The organism is Faecalibacterium hominis (ex Afrizal et al. 2022) (assembly GCF_049545105.1).
GTDB lineage: Bacteria > Bacillota > Clostridia > Oscillospirales > Ruminococcaceae > Faecalibacterium > Faecalibacterium duncaniae.
Window position 1 is genome coordinate 1,400,634 of the sequence record NZ_CP186860.1, and the last position, 16,966, is coordinate 1,417,599.

Annotated in this window: 14 protein-coding genes and 3 tRNA genes; 9 read left to right on the forward strand and 8 right to left on the reverse strand. The window is 55.7% G+C overall.

What is annotated here, in order from left to right:
- Window positions 1-54 precede the first annotated feature (54 nt).
- Complete coding sequence (gene hisS, locus ACKXGA_RS06735) at window positions 55-1,296, forward strand: histidine--tRNA ligase (protein ID WP_423730338.1); 1,242 nt, start codon at window positions 55-57, stop codon at window positions 1,294-1,296.
- 193 nt (window positions 1,297-1,489) lie between these two features.
- Here hisS and ACKXGA_RS06740 read toward each other — a convergent pair whose 3' ends face one another.
- From ACKXGA_RS06740 to ACKXGA_RS06750, 3 genes are read right to left on the reverse strand one after another with little or no spacing between them, the layout of a single operon-like run.
- Entirely contained in the window at window positions 1,490-2,986 is a 1,497-nt protein-coding gene (locus ACKXGA_RS06740) for a carboxypeptidase M32 (RefSeq protein ID WP_423730339.1), read from the reverse strand.
- A 17-nt stretch (window positions 2,987-3,003) separates the two neighbouring features.
- On the reverse strand, window positions 3,004-3,666 hold the full coding sequence (locus ACKXGA_RS06745) for a metallophosphoesterase family protein (protein ID WP_317422668.1): 663 nt from the start codon (window positions 3,664-3,666) through the stop codon (window positions 3,004-3,006).
- 29 nt (window positions 3,667-3,695) lie between these two features.
- The gene (locus tag ACKXGA_RS06750) at window positions 3,696-5,621 is read right to left on the reverse strand and encodes a BMP family ABC transporter substrate-binding protein (RefSeq protein WP_423730340.1); all 1,926 of its coding nucleotides are present in this window, start codon (window positions 5,619-5,621) and stop codon (window positions 3,696-3,698) included.
- 190 nt (window positions 5,622-5,811) lie between these two features.
- Here ACKXGA_RS06750 and ACKXGA_RS06755 point away from each other — a divergent pair, with 190 nt between their 5' ends.
- The 6 genes from ACKXGA_RS06755 to ACKXGA_RS06780 all read left to right on the forward strand — a co-directional run bounded on the left by ACKXGA_RS06755 (window position 5,812) and on the right by ACKXGA_RS06780 (window position 8,032).
- The gene (locus ACKXGA_RS06755; protein WP_005935043.1) at window positions 5,812-6,375 is read left to right on the forward strand and encodes a DUF1643 domain-containing protein; all 564 of its coding nucleotides are present in this window, start codon (window positions 5,812-5,814) and stop codon (window positions 6,373-6,375) included.
- A gap of 12 nt (window positions 6,376-6,387) precedes the next feature.
- Window positions 6,388-6,924: a phosphatase PAP2 family protein gene (locus ACKXGA_RS06760; RefSeq protein ID WP_423730341.1), complete on the forward strand. Its 537-nt coding sequence runs from the start codon at window positions 6,388-6,390 to the stop codon at window positions 6,922-6,924.
- 143 nt (window positions 6,925-7,067) lie between these two features.
- Window positions 7,068-7,141 (forward strand) — tRNA-Arg (locus ACKXGA_RS06765).
- 9 nt (window positions 7,142-7,150) lie between these two features.
- Window positions 7,151-7,224, forward strand: a tRNA-His gene (locus tag ACKXGA_RS06770).
- Between the two features lie 201 nt (window positions 7,225-7,425).
- Window positions 7,426-7,512, forward strand: a tRNA-Leu gene (locus ACKXGA_RS06775).
- 268 nt (window positions 7,513-7,780) lie between these two features.
- Entirely contained in the window at window positions 7,781-8,032 is a 252-nt protein-coding gene (locus tag ACKXGA_RS06780) for a DUF6061 family protein (protein WP_423730342.1), read from the forward strand.
- A gap of 19 nt (window positions 8,033-8,051) precedes the next feature.
- On the opposite strand, the gene ACKXGA_RS06785 is transcribed toward ACKXGA_RS06780, so the two are convergent.
- Window positions 8,052-9,107 carry a helix-turn-helix domain-containing protein gene (locus ACKXGA_RS06785; protein ID WP_423730343.1) on the reverse strand — a complete coding sequence of 352 codons (1,056 nt, stop codon included), beginning with the start codon at window positions 9,105-9,107 and terminating at the stop codon, window positions 8,052-8,054.
- Window positions 9,108-9,342: 235 nt separating this feature from the next.
- Here ACKXGA_RS06785 and ACKXGA_RS06790 point away from each other — a divergent pair, with 235 nt between their 5' ends.
- Together ACKXGA_RS06790 and ACKXGA_RS06795 are read left to right on the forward strand one after the other, a co-directional pair.
- Complete coding sequence (locus tag ACKXGA_RS06790) at window positions 9,343-10,755, forward strand: MFS transporter (RefSeq protein ID WP_423730344.1); 1,413 nt, start codon at window positions 9,343-9,345, stop codon at window positions 10,753-10,755.
- Window positions 10,752-13,223 (forward strand): glycoside hydrolase family 2 protein, encoded by a 2,472-nt coding sequence (locus ACKXGA_RS06795; protein WP_423730345.1) that lies wholly within the window; start codon window positions 10,752-10,754, stop codon window positions 13,221-13,223. Before ACKXGA_RS06790 ends, ACKXGA_RS06795 begins: the two co-directional genes overlap by 4 nt.
- A gap of 178 nt (window positions 13,224-13,401) precedes the next feature.
- On the opposite strand, the gene ACKXGA_RS06800 is transcribed toward ACKXGA_RS06795, so the two are convergent.
- From ACKXGA_RS06800 to ACKXGA_RS06815, 4 genes are all read right to left on the reverse strand, one after another.
- On the reverse strand, window positions 13,402-15,126 hold the full coding sequence (locus tag ACKXGA_RS06800) for a recombinase family protein (RefSeq protein WP_423730346.1): 1,725 nt from the start codon (window positions 15,124-15,126) through the stop codon (window positions 13,402-13,404).
- Window positions 15,123-15,587 carry a hypothetical protein gene (locus ACKXGA_RS06805; RefSeq protein WP_423730347.1) on the reverse strand — a complete coding sequence of 155 codons (465 nt, stop codon included), beginning with the start codon at window positions 15,585-15,587 and terminating at the stop codon, window positions 15,123-15,125. Before ACKXGA_RS06805 ends, ACKXGA_RS06800 begins: the two co-directional genes overlap by 4 nt.
- A 181-nt stretch (window positions 15,588-15,768) precedes the next feature.
- Complete coding sequence (locus ACKXGA_RS06810; RefSeq protein ID WP_149794255.1) at window positions 15,769-16,179, reverse strand: hypothetical protein; 411 nt, start codon at window positions 16,177-16,179, stop codon at window positions 15,769-15,771.
- A 90-nt stretch (window positions 16,180-16,269) separates the two neighbouring features.
- On the reverse strand, window positions 16,270-16,656 hold the full coding sequence (locus ACKXGA_RS06815; RefSeq protein ID WP_242702813.1) for a hypothetical protein: 387 nt from the start codon (window positions 16,654-16,656) through the stop codon (window positions 16,270-16,272).
- Between the last annotated feature and the right edge of the window lie 310 nt (window positions 16,657-16,966).

Here is a 16,966-nt window from a genome sequence, read left to right on the forward strand (position 1 = left end):
GTCGAGCGAATGCGAGACTGAGAGGGTGAGGATGCTGAGAAAGAGGAACCAACTATGAAATCACAGGCATTGAAGGGTATGCGCGACCTGCTGCCCGCTGAGCAGACCCTGCGCGACTACATCCAGGGCAAGATCCTGGAGACCTACCGTGCTTCCGGCTTTGAGCGCATCTCCACCCCCATGCTGGAGGATATGGAGAACCTGGACAAATCCGATGGCGGCGACAACCTGAACCTCATCTTCAAGGTGATGAAGCGCGGTGACAAGCTGACCAGCGCCCTGGGATCCGGCGACCCCAAGCAGCTCTCCGACATGGGCCTGCGCTATGATCTGACCCTGCCCCTGAGCCGTTTCTACGCTGCCAACAAGGACAAGCTCCCCCACCCCTTCAAGGTCATCCAGACCGACCGCGTGTTCCGCGCCGAGCGCCCCCAGAAGGGCCGCCTGCGCGAATTCGTCCAGTGTGACATCGACATTCTGGGCGACGAGAGCCCCAATGCCGAGGTGGAGCTGATCGACGTGACTGCCCGTGCCCTGCTGGGCATCGGCTTTACCGGCTTCACCGTGAACATCAATGACCGCCGCATCCTGCGCGGAATGCTGGAGAGCATGGGCTTTGCCGCCGACACACTGGACTCTGTCTGCATCACCTTTGACAAGATGGATAAGATCGGTGCCGAGGGCGTGAAGGCCGAGCTGACCGAGAAGCAGCTGCCCGATGCTGCCATCAACGCGCTGGCCGATTTCATTGCCGCCGGTGATGTGACACTGGAGTCCGTAGCTTCCCGCTGCGCCGACCCCGCCATTGCCGATGACCTGAAGTATGTGCTGGCCACCGCAAAGGCCATGGCCAACGGCCGCTTCGATGTGGCCTACTGCCCCAGCCTGGTGCGCGGCCAGGGCTACTACACCGGCATGGTGTTTGAGATCACCTGCCCGCAGTTCAGCGGTGCAGTGGCTGGCGGCGGCCGCTACGACAACATGATCGGCAAGTTCCTGGGCACCAAGGTGCCCGCCGTGGGCTTCTCCATCGGCTTCGAGCGCGTCTGCGGCATCCTGCTGGAGCAGGGCTACCAGATCCCCGGTGCCAAGCAGAAGATCGCCCTGCTCTACAACAGCGACGTGGACTTCCCCGCCGTGCTGGCCAAAGCCGCACAGCTGCGCGATACCTACAACGTCACCGTTCTGCCTCAGGCCAAGAAGCTGGGCAAGCAGCTGGGCCAGCTGGAGGCTTCCGGTTTCGCCGGTGCCGCCTTTATGGACAAGGATGAAGTAAAGATCTTCGCACAGCAGTAACAGACGGGCGGCGGGAAGTTTCCCAAAGCAAGTGTCCGCTGGGGTGGGACCCTGTTGCCGCAGGCAATAGGGCGGGCGATGGAATGGCCCGTTTCACTTGCGCGGGAAAGCTTCCCGCTGCCCTTTGCAACAGCATATATAACAAAGCCCTCTCAGCCGATTGGCCGGGAGGGCTTTGTTTTGCGCAATTCAATTACAAGTTGTACAGTTCCGTATACTTTTTGGTCAGATAATCCAGATAGTAGTGTGCATCGAAGGTGCCGCAGGCGTTTCTGACGACTTCAGCAGGCTCCAGCAGGTGGCCGTACTGGTGCACCTTTTCCCGCAGCCAGCCGGTGACGGCGGAGAGATCCCCGTGGGCCACGCCGCCGTACACATCGAATTCCTGCTCCATATTGTGGAGCATCTGGGCACCGTAGGCATTGCCCAGAGCGTAAGACGGGAAGTAGCCGAAGGAGCCGCCCGACCAGTGGCTGTCCTGCAGGCAGCCCTCGCGGTCATTGGGAACCTCCACGCCCAGATACTCCTTGTACAACTCTGCCCACGCGGCAGGAACCTCCTTTGCCGTCAGGGTGCCCGCAATGAGCTGCTTCTCGATCTCGTACCGCACCATGACGTGCAGGCAGTAGGTCAGCTCATCGGACTCGGTGCGGATGAGGCTGGGCTCCACCTTGTTCACGGCGCGGTAAAACTGCTCCGCAGTCACATTTCCCAGCTGTGCGGGGAAGAATTCCTGCACCTTGGGATAGATGGCCCCGATAAAGGCGCGGGAACGGCCGATGAGGTTCTCGTAGAAGCGGGACTGGCTCTCGTGCACGCCCATGGACACACCGCCGGTCAGGCAGGTGTACTGCAGGTCATCCCGGATGCCCAGCTCATACAGGGCATGGCCGCCCTCGTGGAGAACGGAGTACATCGAGGAGGCCACATTGTGCAGGTCGTAGTTGGTGGTGATGCGGACATCCTTGTTGTTGAACTCCAGCGTAAAGGGGTGTTCGGTCTCACCCAGGCCGCAGTGGCCCCGGTCAAGGCCCATGACCTCCATGAGATAGTCCGCAAACGCCTTCTGCTGCTCGACCGGATATTCCAGATGCAGGAAGCTGTCATCGATCTGGGGCTTCTCGCCGATGGCCCGGATGAGGGGCACCAGGCCCTTGCGCAGGGTGTCAAAGAACACGTCCAGCTGTTGAGTGTCCACGCCCCGCTCATACTCGTTCAGCAGGGCATCGTAGGGCGCTTTTTCCGCATCATAATAGCCCGCGAACTTCCGGTTATACTCCACCAGCTCCTGCAGGATGGGGCAGAAGGAGGCAAAGTCGTTTTCTTCCTTGGCCTTGTGCCAGACATCACTGGCGCGGTTGGTCAGCTCGCTGTATGCCATATACTCCTCGGCGGGGATGCGGGTGAGCTGCCGGCAGCTGCGGCGCAGCTCCTCCACCTCGCGGCGGTGGAGGGTGTCCAGCGTCTCCCGCCGGGCATAGAGCTCCTCCACCAGTGCAAGGGTCTCGGGGGCGGTCATCAGCTTCTGCATCTCACCGGCCAGAATGCTCAGAGCCACACCCCGGCCCTCGGCCGTGTTCTTGGGGGCCACGGTCACAGCGTCCAGATACAGGCTGTTGGAGGCGCAGTTGTAGGCGTACAGCTTCTTCTGCAGGGTCTCCAGCGCCCGCAGCTTCTCATTTTGTTCCATTGGGTGTTTCTCCTTTTTCAGTTTTTGGTGGGAAATGCCGGGTCATTCCAGAAAAAGCGCCTCCGGGCCACCGGGTCCGGGTCCGGGATCTCAAACGTATAGCGCTCCGTTGCATTGATGACCGTGGTCTGGCCGTGGGTGCACACCCGGGGCAGATTGGCATTATAGCTCAGGTGGACATGCCCGTGCACGAACCACTTGGGCTGGTACTCCTCCAGCAGGTCGTTGAAGCAGGCAAAGCCCTTATGGGCCCGGTCATTGCCATCGTTCAGGCCAGCCGCCGGGGAATGGGTCAGCAGCAGGTCGATGCCGCCCGCCCGGTGGGCCTTGAACCAGAGCCGCCGCATCCGGCGGCGCATTTCCTTCTCCGTGTACTGGAAGGTCTCCTCGCAGTTGTAGCGGATGCTGCCGCCCAGACCCATGATGCGCAGCCCTTTCCAGACATACACCTGATCGTCCACACAGATGCAGCCGCCCGGCTCGCCCTCTGTGCGGTAGCAGCCATCGTGGTTGCCATGGACATACAAAATGGGGGCCGCTGTAAAATTTGTTATATATTCGAGGTATTTTTTTGGCAGATCCCCGCAGGAGAGGATCAGATCGACCCCGGCCAGGCGTTCCCGGGAGCAATAGTCCCACAGCGCCTTGGAGGGGGTATCGGAAATTGCAAGTATCTTCACGTCCGCAACACTCCGTTCTGTTGAGCTTTTTACAGCGTCGTCTCTTTCAGGCTGCTCAGGCCGTTGATCTCCAGCAGGCCCAGCGTTCTGACATCCAGCTGATCGTACCGGGGCAGGCTGCCCTCCACGCACTCGCCCAGCCAGTCCATCTCCATCAGTTCCTTGGGGGTGTAGGTGTCTGCGGTGGGTGCCTTGGGGATATGCCCCTGCGCAAAGATGCCCGCCGGGAAGATGGGGAACTCGTTGGCCGCAAGGTTCTTTTCCAGCAGATCGAGCAGCTGCTGCGTGCCCTTGGGCAGGGTCTCGTAGTAATCCAGCCGCTCCGCGTCACTGCGGAAGCCCCACCAGTAGTTGATGGCCTTGCCGCTGGAACCGCTGTCCCAGGTGCCCTCGAAAATGGAGCGGATGATGCCGATATAGAACACTTCCCACTTCCAGACCGGCAGCGCCACCGGCTGGATGCTGCCATCCGGCATCCGGCGGCACAGGCCGTATTCCCTGGCGCTGCCGGTGGGCTCAAAGGGGCTGCAGGCGTAGAACAGCTCGATATCCGGGCAGTCGGAGAAATCCAGCGGCTTTCCCGGCTCCTGCAGGCAGGCCCAGCGCAGCAGGATATGGCTGTTGGGCCGCACGGTGCGCAGGCCCCGGGCAAAAGCATTGACGGCCGCAGGCACACCATAAACGGGGTTGGCCGCCACATAGCCCACCCGGTCGGTCAGATTCAGGATACCCGCCAGCATTCCCAGCAGGTAGTTGGCCTCATAGGTGCGGGGATAATAGGTGCGCACCAACGGATGGGGCGCGTTCAGGCAGCAGTTCAGGAACCGGGTCTTGGGGTGCTGGGCCGCCACCTTGAGGCAGGCGGGCCGCATCCGGATGCTGGTGGTGAACACCACGTCCGCGTTGTCGTGGGCCACCTCTTCCATGATCTGCTCCGCGTCCACCTCGGGGGAGACATTTTCCCGGTTGGTGATGATGAGCCGGTCCGGGAATTCCTTTTTCAGGGCCTCGATCCCCTTTTCGTGGCCCCGCACCCAGGCGCTATTTTTAGCATTGTACTCGTGCAGGAACACCACCTTGAGCTGGCTGGGCTTGCTGAAGATGTTCAGCTTGTTCAGCAGCGGCTCACTGCCGGGCTTTGGCTCCAGCGAAAGCTCCACGGCGTGGGGCTCCGTCAGGATCTTGATCTCATCCCACAGCTTGGCCAGGTTTTCCCGCACCTGGCTGGGGGTGGACTGGCAGGCATCCGAATACCGGTAGACCGAGAGGTACACCAGCAGCGCGTCGCCCGGGGTCAGCCCCAGGGCGGAGCCGCCCAGCGCATAGAACTGCTGGCTGAACATGGTATACAGGGCCGAGAAGTTCAGCCGGTCGTCATCCGACCATACCTCGCTGGCGGCCTTGCAGACCAGCGTCTGTAGCTTTGCATAGCCGCCCAGCCGGGAGAACTGGACATTGTTGATCTTACTCAGCTTATAAAAATCGAGAAACTCGTAGTAGATCTTGTTTTCCAGCGTGTCGTTCCGGGCCGGAACAAGCCGGGTGACCGTGCCCGGAATGGTGACCGCCTCGTAGTATTTGAGGACAGACACCCGCTTGTTGCCCTCCTGCACATAGAACTTGTTCAGGTATTCGTAGGCAATGATGGGGGTGTGGATGCCCTCTTCCAGATGGGCCTCGCAGAGATTCGACCACTTGACGGCAAACTCGGTGTCCTCTTCCAGCAGAGGCATAAAGTTGGCCGCAAAGGCCGTGTGCCGCCCGCTGGTCTTGGTGCCCACAATGCTCTCGGCGGGGATATCCACCAGCCCCAGCGGCTCCTGGGCAACGATGTTCACCCCGTTCAGGATATCATCCAGCACCGCAAGGTACGGCGACTGGCCGCGCGCCACGCAGGCACGGTAGGCACGCTGGCCCGCGCGCAGGGCGCTTCTATAATCTTCTATCATGGCCATAGCAGAACTCCCTTCTTCAATGGCTCCTGTTTTCCTTTCCCGGCCCGCGCCGCCGTGTATGCGGCACAGGTCCAAGAACAGTATAGCATGAAATTCGGATTTATGGGAGACTTTCTCCGGCAAAGGTGTTGATTTACAGAATTTTTTCAGGTACGATAAATAGGAAACCATATTTGTGAGGTACATTTTCATGCAGACTGAACAGCTGCCCCGCCTGGAAGCGGGGGAATACCCCGGCGGCATCTGGTACTACGAGCCCCACACCTACCTGCCCTACCGCTATGTGCTGGGCCGGGTGGGCAGGCACCCGCTGGTATGCATCGGCATCAACCCCAGCACCGCCCAGCCCGGCGCGCTGGACCCCACCTTAAAGAGTGTGGAGCGGCTGGCCAACGCCAACGGCTTTGACAGCTGGATCATGTTCAACGTATATCCCCAGCGCGCCACCGACCCCAACGACATGGACCGGGTGCCGGACCGCGCCCTCTGCGACGAGAACCTGCGCTGGCTGCGGGCCGTTCTGGCCGAGACCGAGCCCACCATGTGGGCCGCATGGGGCACCCTGATCGAAAAGCGGGACTACCTGCCCGGCCTGATGCGGGAGATGGTGGCCCTGACAAGGGAGCGGGACATCCCGTGGGTCACCTTTGGCAAGCGGAGCAAAAAAGGCCATCCCCATCACCCGCTCTACCTGCGCAAAGATTCCACACCCGAGCCGTTTGATGTTGAAAACTATCTGGACACCTGTTTTTGAGGGAGGGATACCATGACCCCGGAACGCTACCAGGCCCTGCTGCGCTGGCTGGAGACCCGCCCCGCCCTGAAAAAGCTGGTGATCGCCCTGAACCGCTGGCTGCCTGCCGTGCCCTTTGCCTGCTACCCTTTGCTGCTGGTGCTGCTGAATGTCCGGTGGTTCCGGCTGCTCTCCGCAAACCGCGCCGCCGCTCTGGATTTTATGCAGCTCATCGCCCGGGCAGTCTTTGTGCCGGCCTTCGTCTTTCTGGGCGGCACGCTCCTGCGGGCCAGGCTGAACTTTCCCCGCCCGTATGAGCAGCCCGGCTTCACGCCGCTGGTGCCCAAAGAGACCCACGGCAAGTCCTTCCCCTCCCGCCACGCCCTGAGCGCCGCCGTGCTGGCCGCCGTGTGGTGCTACTTCTACCCCGCCGCCGGGGCCTGCATGGTGGTGGTGGCCCTGCTCATCTGCGCCCTGCGGGTACTTGCCGGGGCGCACTATGTCCGGGATGTGGCCGCCGGTGCTCTGCTCGGCTTTGCCCTTGGGGCCGCCGGAATGTGGCTGCTGTGACCCCAAAATGCCCCCTGCGCCGGAAAATCCAAAAAAATTTGAAATTCCGCTTGACAGAAGCCTATGCGTATGGTATTATACTTCTCGCAGCGTGTGCCGAACGCACACTGCCGCCAGATAAGTACCCCATGGGATAACAACGTGCGCCCGTAGCTCAGGTGGATAGAGCAACTGCCTTCTAAGCAGTGGGCCGGGGGTTCGAGTCCCTTCGGGCGCATATTATGTGGTGCCTTTAGCGTAGTCGGTTAACGCGCCAGATTGTGGATCTGGAGACCGTGGGTTCGAGTCCCACAAGGCACCCTGCTAGGAATCAGGCCGGAAGCCGAAAGGTTTCCGGTCTGATTTTTTGCCTTTTTCTTCCCATTTTGCAACGCATTTCCGTTGTTTTTTGTTTTCTGCCAAAAAGTACAACTTTTTTTGAAATTGTGCTTGACAATTCCGGATTCCATGGTATAATAACTAACGTTCCGAGCCGAACGGCACACGAACAAAACAGAATATGCGGATATGGCGGAATTGGCAGACGCGTTAGATTCAGGTTCTAATCGGGGCAACTCGGTGGAGGTTCAAGTCCTCTTATCCGCACCAAACCATGAAAATCCGAACCTTTTCTCGATAGGAGAAGGGTTCGGATTTTTTGTTTTCTTCGGAAAGCAAAATGCCGCGGTTGCGCAGCAATGAAAGCCCCAGTGGGGCTTTTAAGCGGCAGAGCGGTCTTGTGTAAGCAAGATGGAGGGGCCTTGCTCCGACAAGCTCCGGCTCCTTCCCGACGGCTGTGTGTCCAAAACCTTATCAGAAAAAACGCGTAATGAAAGTCACAACTGTAAAGGTGCCGTAAGGCGGAAAGGACACAAACATGAAGTACGATGCAAGAGCCTGCCATTTCAACATGGATACCGGCTGTGTGGAGCTGCTGCTCCGGGATGGGAGAAAGATTTCCATCAATTGCACCGGGGTCGAGGATGCGCTGGATGTGACCATGGCGCAGCAGACGGAGCTGGATTACCTTATTTACAATGACCCACTGGGCTATGCGGATTTGATTCTGAACGGCAATCTAGAAGAATACTTGAAAAACGTAACCGGGAGCCATGGGCTAGAAGATTAAGAGAAAAGCGCAGAGCACCTTATTCAGAGTGCTCTGCACTTTTCTGCATCTTGCGCCATTGTTGCGGAGTCATGCCGTACTTTTGCCGGAACAGTTCGTAGAAGTGGGTGCGGTTGGTAAATTTGAGTTGTAGGGCGATCTCACTGACGGAAAGTGTTGTTTCCCGCAGCAGCCGTTCAGCCTTCTGGAAACAGAAGGTCATGCCGTAATCGAAAAGACACAGACCGGTGCGGCGCTGGACGATGGAATTGAGGTAGCTGCCATTGTAATTCAAAAGCCGTGCCAGTTCGCTGCGAGGCAACCGACCATCTGTATCTTCCAGCAAACGGCTGATACGCAGAAAGAGCAGGCTTTCGGGGCTGCTGCTCAGGTGCACCGGGGTGACATAGAACCCGGACGACAGAAAATCGAACAGTTCGCAAAGTGCGCCCTTCAAATAATAGGTGGCGGCGGCACTGGGTTCGTGCAGGATGTGGGTCATGCGGGCGATGAGCGCTGTCAGGGCTTGAACGCTATCGGTGTTTTCCGGTGTGGGGAAAAGATCCTGATATTCCTTTCGGAGGTCCTGTCCCAGATTTGCCAGCATGAACTGCAAAACGGGATTTTCCGGCAGATGACGCTCGGCTTCAAATAATTGCAGGGATGCAGATTCCGTCAGGCTGCGGACAAAATCTACGGACAGACCAATAAAACAGAGCTTGGCAGGGCCTGTGAACCGTTCGTTATGGAGGATGCTGCGGTTCACCAGACAGCAGGTCCCGGCACGGTAGGGGTATTCTTTTTCCTCGATCTGTTGGATGACCTCCCCTTCCAACACCAGCATCAGTTCAAAATAATCGTGGCGGTGCAGCGGACGGGAGCTGAGCGCACGAAACAAAGCATCCATAGAGTTTTCATGCAGCCAGCAGCCATTCGGTGAGAACATCTGAATGCTGTATTGGTCGGTTTCCCCCAGACCGGTACAGGACTCCAGCGTGATCTGCACCGGGGACATGATCTTGTAGAAGGTAGAGAGCTGACTGCCCTGATTTTCAACCTCCAAAATATTCTCGTAGCTGGTGGAATCCGGTTTCATGAAAGCGTCTCCTTTTCTGTAATGTGCGAATATGATACAATCTGATGAATGCGGCACACGATGCTGTCATTGTGGAATGTGAACGGAATTGCTAAAATATAGGCACAATACAAAAACATTCTGTAAAAGCTGTGCGGCCGATGGCTTTATTATAGAGTGCTTTTGAAAAAATGTAAAGCGACAGATGCATTCTGTCGCTGCGAATGATACAGCACGTCTTGAAAGGAGAATTCCCATGTCTGCACCTGCAACGACAGAGAAAAAATATCTGAAATGGTATCAGAAGCTGGCCTACGGTTCCGGCGATCTGGCCTCTAACTGCTCCTATGGTCTGGTTTCCAGCTTTGTACTGCTTTATCTGACCGGAACACTGGGTCTGGACAGCGCCATCATCGGCTCTTTGATGCTGGCTTCCAAGGTTCTGGACGGCATCAGCGATGTGATCTTTGGCACCCTGATCGACCGCACCCACTCCAAGCTGGGTAAGGCACGTCCGTGGATGCTGTTTGGTCAGGTAGGTGTTTCCCTCTGCCTGTTTTTGCTGTTTGCCATCCCGGCTGGCAGCACAACCATGCAGTATATCTACTTCTTCATCGTGTACACGGCACTGAACGCAGTGTTCTATACTGCCAACGGCATTGCCTATTCCTCTCTGGTGGCGCTGATCACCAAGAACAACAATGAGCGTGTGCAGCTGGGCTCCTTCCGTTTTATGTTTGCAGTCGTCACCAACATCTTCATGGGCTTTGCCGTTACCGGCATGGTGGAGCAGTTCGGCAGCGGTGCCGCAGGCTGGCGTACCACGGCTCTGATCTTCGCGATCGTTGGTCTGGTGGTCAACACCATCAGCTGCCTTGCTGTTAAAGAGCTGCCGGAGGAGGAACTGAGCGATAACACCTGCGAAGCCGCAGAGGAAGGCAAAGCAGTTGCCAAGGAGAAAAAGCATGGCTTTGCCGAGACCGCTAAGATCCTCATCCACAACAAGTATTACCTGATGATTCTTGCCATCTACATCGTATACTACATCATGAGCAACCTGACCACCGGTGCCGGTGTGTTCTGCGCCACCTATTACTGGGGCGATGGCAGCCTGCTGGGGCAGTTCTCCATGATGAAGATGTTCCCCGTTATCATCGCACTGGCCATTGCACCGGTCCTCATCAAAAAGACCGGCAGTATGCAGAAGGTCAACTTCTGGGGCTACGCCATCAGCAGCGTGCTGGGCATTCCCATGATCTACTTTGCCATGCAGAAGAACCTTTCCATGTTCCTGCTGTTCATGTTCATTAAGGGCATCTTTGCAGGTACCCTCAGCGGCTCTTTGAATGCCCTGATCGCTGAGGCCAGCGGCTACACCACACGCACCACCGGCATCCACATGGACGGTATGATGTACAGCTGCTCCTCTCTGGGCGTGAAGGTCGGCGGCGGCATCGGCACTGCTGCTGTGGGCTGGCTGCTGAAGCTGGGCGGCTTTGTGGGCACCGCAACGGTCCAGAGCGAAAGCGCCATTCGGATGATCTTCAACCTGTACATCACCTTCCCCTTCGTGATCGGCATCATTATCACGGTGCTGCTGGCTTTCCTGGATGTGGAAAAGGCCAATAAGAAGTGGGATGCTGAACACCAGAAAGAGGCACAGGCATGATTCGACAGAATTTCAACGCAGATTGGACAGTAGAAAAGGGCGATGGCAATTCCCGGATGAATTCCTTTCTGGGAAACACCCAGACCAAAACCGTGCATCTGCCCTACGATGCCATGATCCACGAAGCCCGCACCCCGGACACGAAAAACGGTGCACAGACCGGTTTCTACCCCGGCGGCGAGTACATTTTTCAGAAGCATTTCACTGCACCGCAGGCGTGGCAGGGCAAGCCGGTATCGCTGGTGTTTGAGGGCGTATACCAGACGGCGCTGGTCTACCTGAACGGCTGGCTGCTGACCCGGAACGTGAACGGCTATGCGGAGTTTACCGTGGAGGTTGGCCCCTACCTGAAATATGGTGCCGACAACCTGCTGAAGGTTATTGCAGACAACAGTCTGGAACCCAACAGCCGCTGGTATACCGGCAGTGGCATCTACCGCCCGGTGCGGCTGCTGGTGGGCAACAAGGTCTATCTGCCGCAGGATACCGTGCGTATCACCACCCGGGAGGTGGGCGAGGGCTTTGCCCTGCTGGATGTGACGGCACAGGTGCAGTCTGCCAGCACCGTTACAGAACGGGTGACCCTGCAGCAGACCATCTGCTGGGAGGGCACGGCAGTGCTCACCGACCGGCAGAACCTCCTGCTCCAGCCCGGTGAAAGCAGGACCGTCTCCTTCCGGTACTGCGTGGACAGCCCGGCTCTGTGGAGCCCTGAGGACCCCAACCTCTACACCAGCATTATGCAGGTGCTGGAGGGCGAGGAAGAACTGGACCGGGAAGAGACCAGCTTTGGCATCCGTACCCTGAGCATTGATGCAGCGCATGGGGTACGCATCAATGGGCAGACCGTCAAGTTGCGAGGTGCCTGCATCCACCACGACAACGGCATTCTGGGTGCAGCTACCCTGCCCGATGCCGAGGAGCGCCGCATCCGTCAACTGAAGGAAGCAGGCTTCAACGCCATCCGTTCCTCCCATCACCCGGCAGGGCGGGCGCTGCTGGATGCCTGCGACCGGTACGGTGTGCTGGTGATGGACGAGCTGAGCGACGTATGGAACCTGCGGAAGAATCCCTACGACTATGCCCTGTACTTTGAGCAGGACTGGAAGCAGACCATTCAAAAGATGGTAGCCAAGGACTACAACCACCCCAGTGTTATTTTGTACTGTGTAGGCAACGAGATCTCCGAGGCAGGCTCGGAAAGCGGCGCAGAGACCAACCGTCGGCTCTGCAACACCTTCCGGGAGCTGGACCCCACCCGCTACACCACCAACGCCCTTAACGGTCTGATGGCAGCCGGTTACCGTCTGCGGGAGATCATGGGGGATGTGATGCGAAAGTTCCCAGCACAGCCCGGTCCCACCGGCGGCGATGGCGGCGGCAGCAATGCCCTGAACAGCTTTATGAGCCTGATGTCCGGGGAAAAGGGGGACTACTTTGCCACCCATCCGCTGCTGACCGAAGCGCTGTCCGGCTGCGAGGATTCTTGCGATGTGATCGGTCTGAACTACCTTACCGGACGCCATGTGCTGGAGCATGAACTGCACCCCCACAAGGCAGTGCTGGGCACCGAGACCTACCCGGCAGACATCGTGCGGCTGTGGCGCATCGTGGAGGAGAATCCTCACATGATCGGCGACTTCACATGGGCCGGCTACGATTATCTGGGAGAGGCCGGCTGCGGCATCTTCCATTACGATGGCGGTGCCAACTTCAGCAGCATTTACCCGGAACGCACTGCCTACATTGGAGATCTGGATCTGCTGGGCAACCGCCGCCCCATCAGCTATCTGCGGGAGATCGTTTACGGTCTGCGGAAGGCCCCCTATCTGGCAGTGCTGCGGATGGAACACAACGGTCAGACCTCCAGCAAAACGCCTTGGATGTTTAAAGATAACCTTTCCAGTTGGACATGGCCCGGTTTTGAAGGACAGACGGCTTCGGTAGATGTGTACTCCGCCTCGGAGGAGGTGGAGCTGTTCCTGAACGGTGCTTCTCTGGGTCGCCGTACCGTGGTGGATTTTACCGCCACCTACAGCGTGCCCTACGCTTCCGGTGAGCTGAAGGCTGTGGGCTATACCGGCGGTGTGTGTGACGGCGTGTTCACGCTGCGCACCGCACAGGATGCACAGATGACTCTTACAGCAGACCGTAAGACCCTGCAAGCCAACGGCGAAGATGCCGCCTTTGTGATGATCCAATTTGTGGACGCAAATGATACCGCAGATCTGCACACCAAGCACACCCTGAAAGTGGAGCTGGAGGGTGCAGGCATTCTGGAAGCCGTAGGCAGCGCAAACCCCTGCTCCGAGGAGCGTTACGACACCCCGGAAAGCGAGACCTTTGACGGCTGCTGCATGGCGGTGGTCCGTGCAGGAGAAGCTGCCGGCGAAATTCATCTGACCGTCACAGCAGATGACAGCGTTCAGAAGCAGCTGACGATTCTGGTTCAGAAAGCAGAGGGCTGAGGCTCAAAAAGCCGGTGAAGGCTCAAAATAAAAACAGGGTGCGCCCCTGAATAGGACGCACCCTGAAAAATCCACATACGATAGCGATATGTACAACAGGGCGTTCCCCGTAGCAGAGTTCCCATAAAACAGTATTTGCAAAAGCTCCCGAAATGGGGAAGATTTGGCGTGACTTCGGTCACGCCTTTTCTTTTGCTTCCAGTTCATCCAGAGGAATGTACCCCAGCCCATCGTACTTGATATGGATGTGCTGCACCCGTTTTCCGCTGGACTTATCCGGGGCATCCACATAGATGGCCGATACCAGTTCACGGAGAGCATATGGGGTGAGCTCTTCAATATGAACGTACTTGTGTGCTTTCTGGACGAATTTTTCAATATTTTCGATTTGCTGTTCCTGTACTTCGATTTCCTGTTGGATAGAGAGAGCTTCCTCTTCTAGATGCTTCTGTTCGGCATCGTAGCTCTGGCTCATCATGTCAAAACGTTCATCGCTCAGCTTTCCGCTGGCGTTGTCCTCGTAGATTTTCATGAACAGCCGTTTGAGGTCTGCAATCCGCTTCTCATTCCGGGCAAGCTGCTTCTTCAGGACGGTCAGCTTTTCGGTGCTTTCCACCCGAAGCTGCTCCTCCATGACCTTGCGGAAGTAGTCCTCATGACGGAGAATGTAGTCCGTCACCCGCTGAACATGGCTCAGCACACGTCCTTCCAGAACCTTTACCCGGATGAAGTGTCCCTTGCACTTGCTCCCGTTCTTCTTGTGCAGAGAGCAATCAAAGAAGTCTTGACTGAAGTCCCTGTTATTGGACGAACCATATTGCATCTTGGAACCGCAGTCAGCGCAGTAGACCATACCGGAGAAAATGCTGCTCTTGCCTGTCCGGGTCATGCGGTGACGCTGGTTACGAATCTCTTGAACCTTTTCAAACACATCATCGTCAATAATGCGCTCATGTGTATCTGGGAAGATAGCCTGATTTTCCACAGGATTCAGATGTCTCTTTTTATCCCAGATAGAGTTAGTATAGGTCTTGAAGTTGACTGTGCAGCCAGTGTACTCCAGGCGTTCCAGAATCAAACTTACTGCTCTTTTATCCCAGCGATAAGGGTCTTCCGGGGCAGGTGCGTTTGTACTCCGGCCATGGCTCAACTTGTAGGCGGTAGGATTCAGAACTTTATCTTCCCACAGTTGGTTCGCAATTTGGGTCGGCCCACGTCCCTCCATGCACATGGAGAAGATGCGCTTCACAATCGCAGCCGCTTCCGGGTCAACAAGCCAATGCTTCGGGTTCTCCGGGTCTTTTACATAACCGTACGGCACATTGACCGTCAGCGGCACTCCACGCTCTCCCTTGGCCTTCTGGACAGCCCGAATCTTTCGGCTGGTATCACGGGCGTAAAACTCGTTGAACCAGTTCTTAATGCCTGCAAAATCGTTGTTTACACTGTTCGGGTCAATGGTGTCGTAATTATCGTTAATGGCAATGTAGCGAACGCCATACTGGGGAAAGGTGAAGTTTGTGTACAGTCCCGTCAAGGCAGAGTTGCGCCCCAGTCGGGACAGGTCTTTCGTAATAACGATTCCTATACGCCCTGCTTCAATCTCGGCCAGCATACTCTGAAAGCCGGGGCGGTCGTAGTTCGTGCCAGAATAGCCATCATCCACAAAGAACACCGGGTTCGAGAAGTGGTTCTTTTTAGCGTAGTCCAAAAGGATATCCTTCTGGTTCTCGATAGAAAGACTTTCACCGAGTCGCGCGTCCTCCTGTGACAGTCGGCAATAAAGTGCGGTGATTTTATTCGTTGCTCCAGACATTGTTGTGTCCTCCTTACTCTGTGGAGCAACTGTCAGTACAGGATTGGTTACCGGGTCAAGTATAGCAGAATTGGGCGCAGTTGTCATTCGTCTGCACCCTCATCTTCAAATTTTTGCTGGGCGTTCTTGGCAACAATGCGCTCCAGCTTCTTCAAAAAGGATTCCTTACCCTCATAGCTGCCGGTCACGGTGTAGGTGGTGTGACCGACTTTCTCCGTGGTGGTCAGTTCAGGAATCCAGAACGCGGACAGGTTCTTGACGTGGAGATTGCCGTTCTCGTCCACATAAGAGCTGTGTTTCTTCTGCTCTTCGGTCAAGGGCTGCCGCTTGAAATAGATTTCATTTTCGGAGATGCTCACGGTCTCGCTGGCCTGCTCCTTCGGGGCATCGTCATACAGCTGGGCGAAAAATGCCAGTGCATCTTCGGGCGGGTCTTCCTCCATGAGCTGCTCGAAAACCTGCTGTTCCTCTGCCGAGAGGTTGTTCCATGCGGCTTCCAACTCCTGTTCGTTGGCTGCATTGACAAAGGCTTCGATTTCTTTTTTCATGGTTCATCCTCCTTTGGCTGTGAAAAGCGGATTTTCAAAAAGCATAGGTTTTCGTGAGAGCAAGAATCGTCCCGTGGCCACAAATTTTCAATTCTTGAAAATTCTTGCCCCTTTGGGACAGCTTCTTGTTGGGGCGTGCCTGCCCCAAACCCTGCTAGAAACAAGTACGGCAAACTGGAATTTATCTGCTACCACTTTCTTCTCGTTTTCCAATTCCTTTTCTGTAATTTTCCATAAGCCTAACACAATGGTCTGCTATATTCTTCATTCCAAGTTTCTCGAAAAAAGCAACCTGCATTCCCATCATTTCTTCACAAACAACCATTTTCTGCTCATCTGCATTACTAATAGCGAGCCATGGGAATGCCTTATATCTTTTAGTGTCACCAATGAGAAAATTGTACCCTATCAACTTTTCTTCGCGAAAAACAAAATAGAATTGAGGTCCTGAACCCGGAACCGATTTTTCCATAATTCGCTGCATTGTTTTCACTCCGCCGTATGCTGGAATAAAACCTATTTGCGCAAGAGCGTTTAGAATATCAGTTCTTTTATCTGTAGGTATGTCTCTATAATTGATGATCTGCTCCATTTGCTTTGCCCTTGTTGGATTCCGATTTTTTGCTCTATTTGTTCTCCGCTAAATAGGAAATTAGCTTTCTGTTTAAAAGGCTGGAAGCTGTCACTTTATTTTTTGTTGAATCTTAGCCAAAATACTTTCTATTACAAGTGTTACCGTTATAAAGGCTCCTACAAAGGTGTAGTAGTTTAAACCATACATCAACGGCAAAAGAGAAACAACTACTGTAATAATTGAAAGGACAAACAATGCTTTGAGAACACTGTTCTTCTTCAATGAAAACAATGAAAGCAAGAAGATGGCAACGGTAAGTATGGCTGTAATAAGTGGGGCAAAATTTGCATAGCCAAACGGTGTAAGGCTAAAGTATGAGAATGTTTCTTTTACTCTTTCTGTTGGAGATGTTGCAAAAATGCAAACTGCTCCCAAAGGCAGCGATTCTAACACTATTGTTAAAGCCGGCAAAACCACTAAGCAAACTTTCTTCATGTTGTACATCTCCTTTACAAATTCCGATTTACTGGGCCAAACCAAGTATACCATATTCTCCAATGAAAGAATACCCCTATATAGGAGAATTTGGCCGATTTACTGCGTACATACGTACCAGAACCCTGTACGCACGTACGTAGCGATTTGCCCGAAACGCACTCTATACAGCCGTTCCCCCTCGGAGAGCCCACTACACTTTGCAGACCGCAGGGATGAAAGTGTCATAGTGGGTTATTACACTTCCGCAGAAGTGCCTTTTCCTCGCCGCAGACAGCCCGGTGCACCTTTGTGAGAGCTTTCTGTGCGG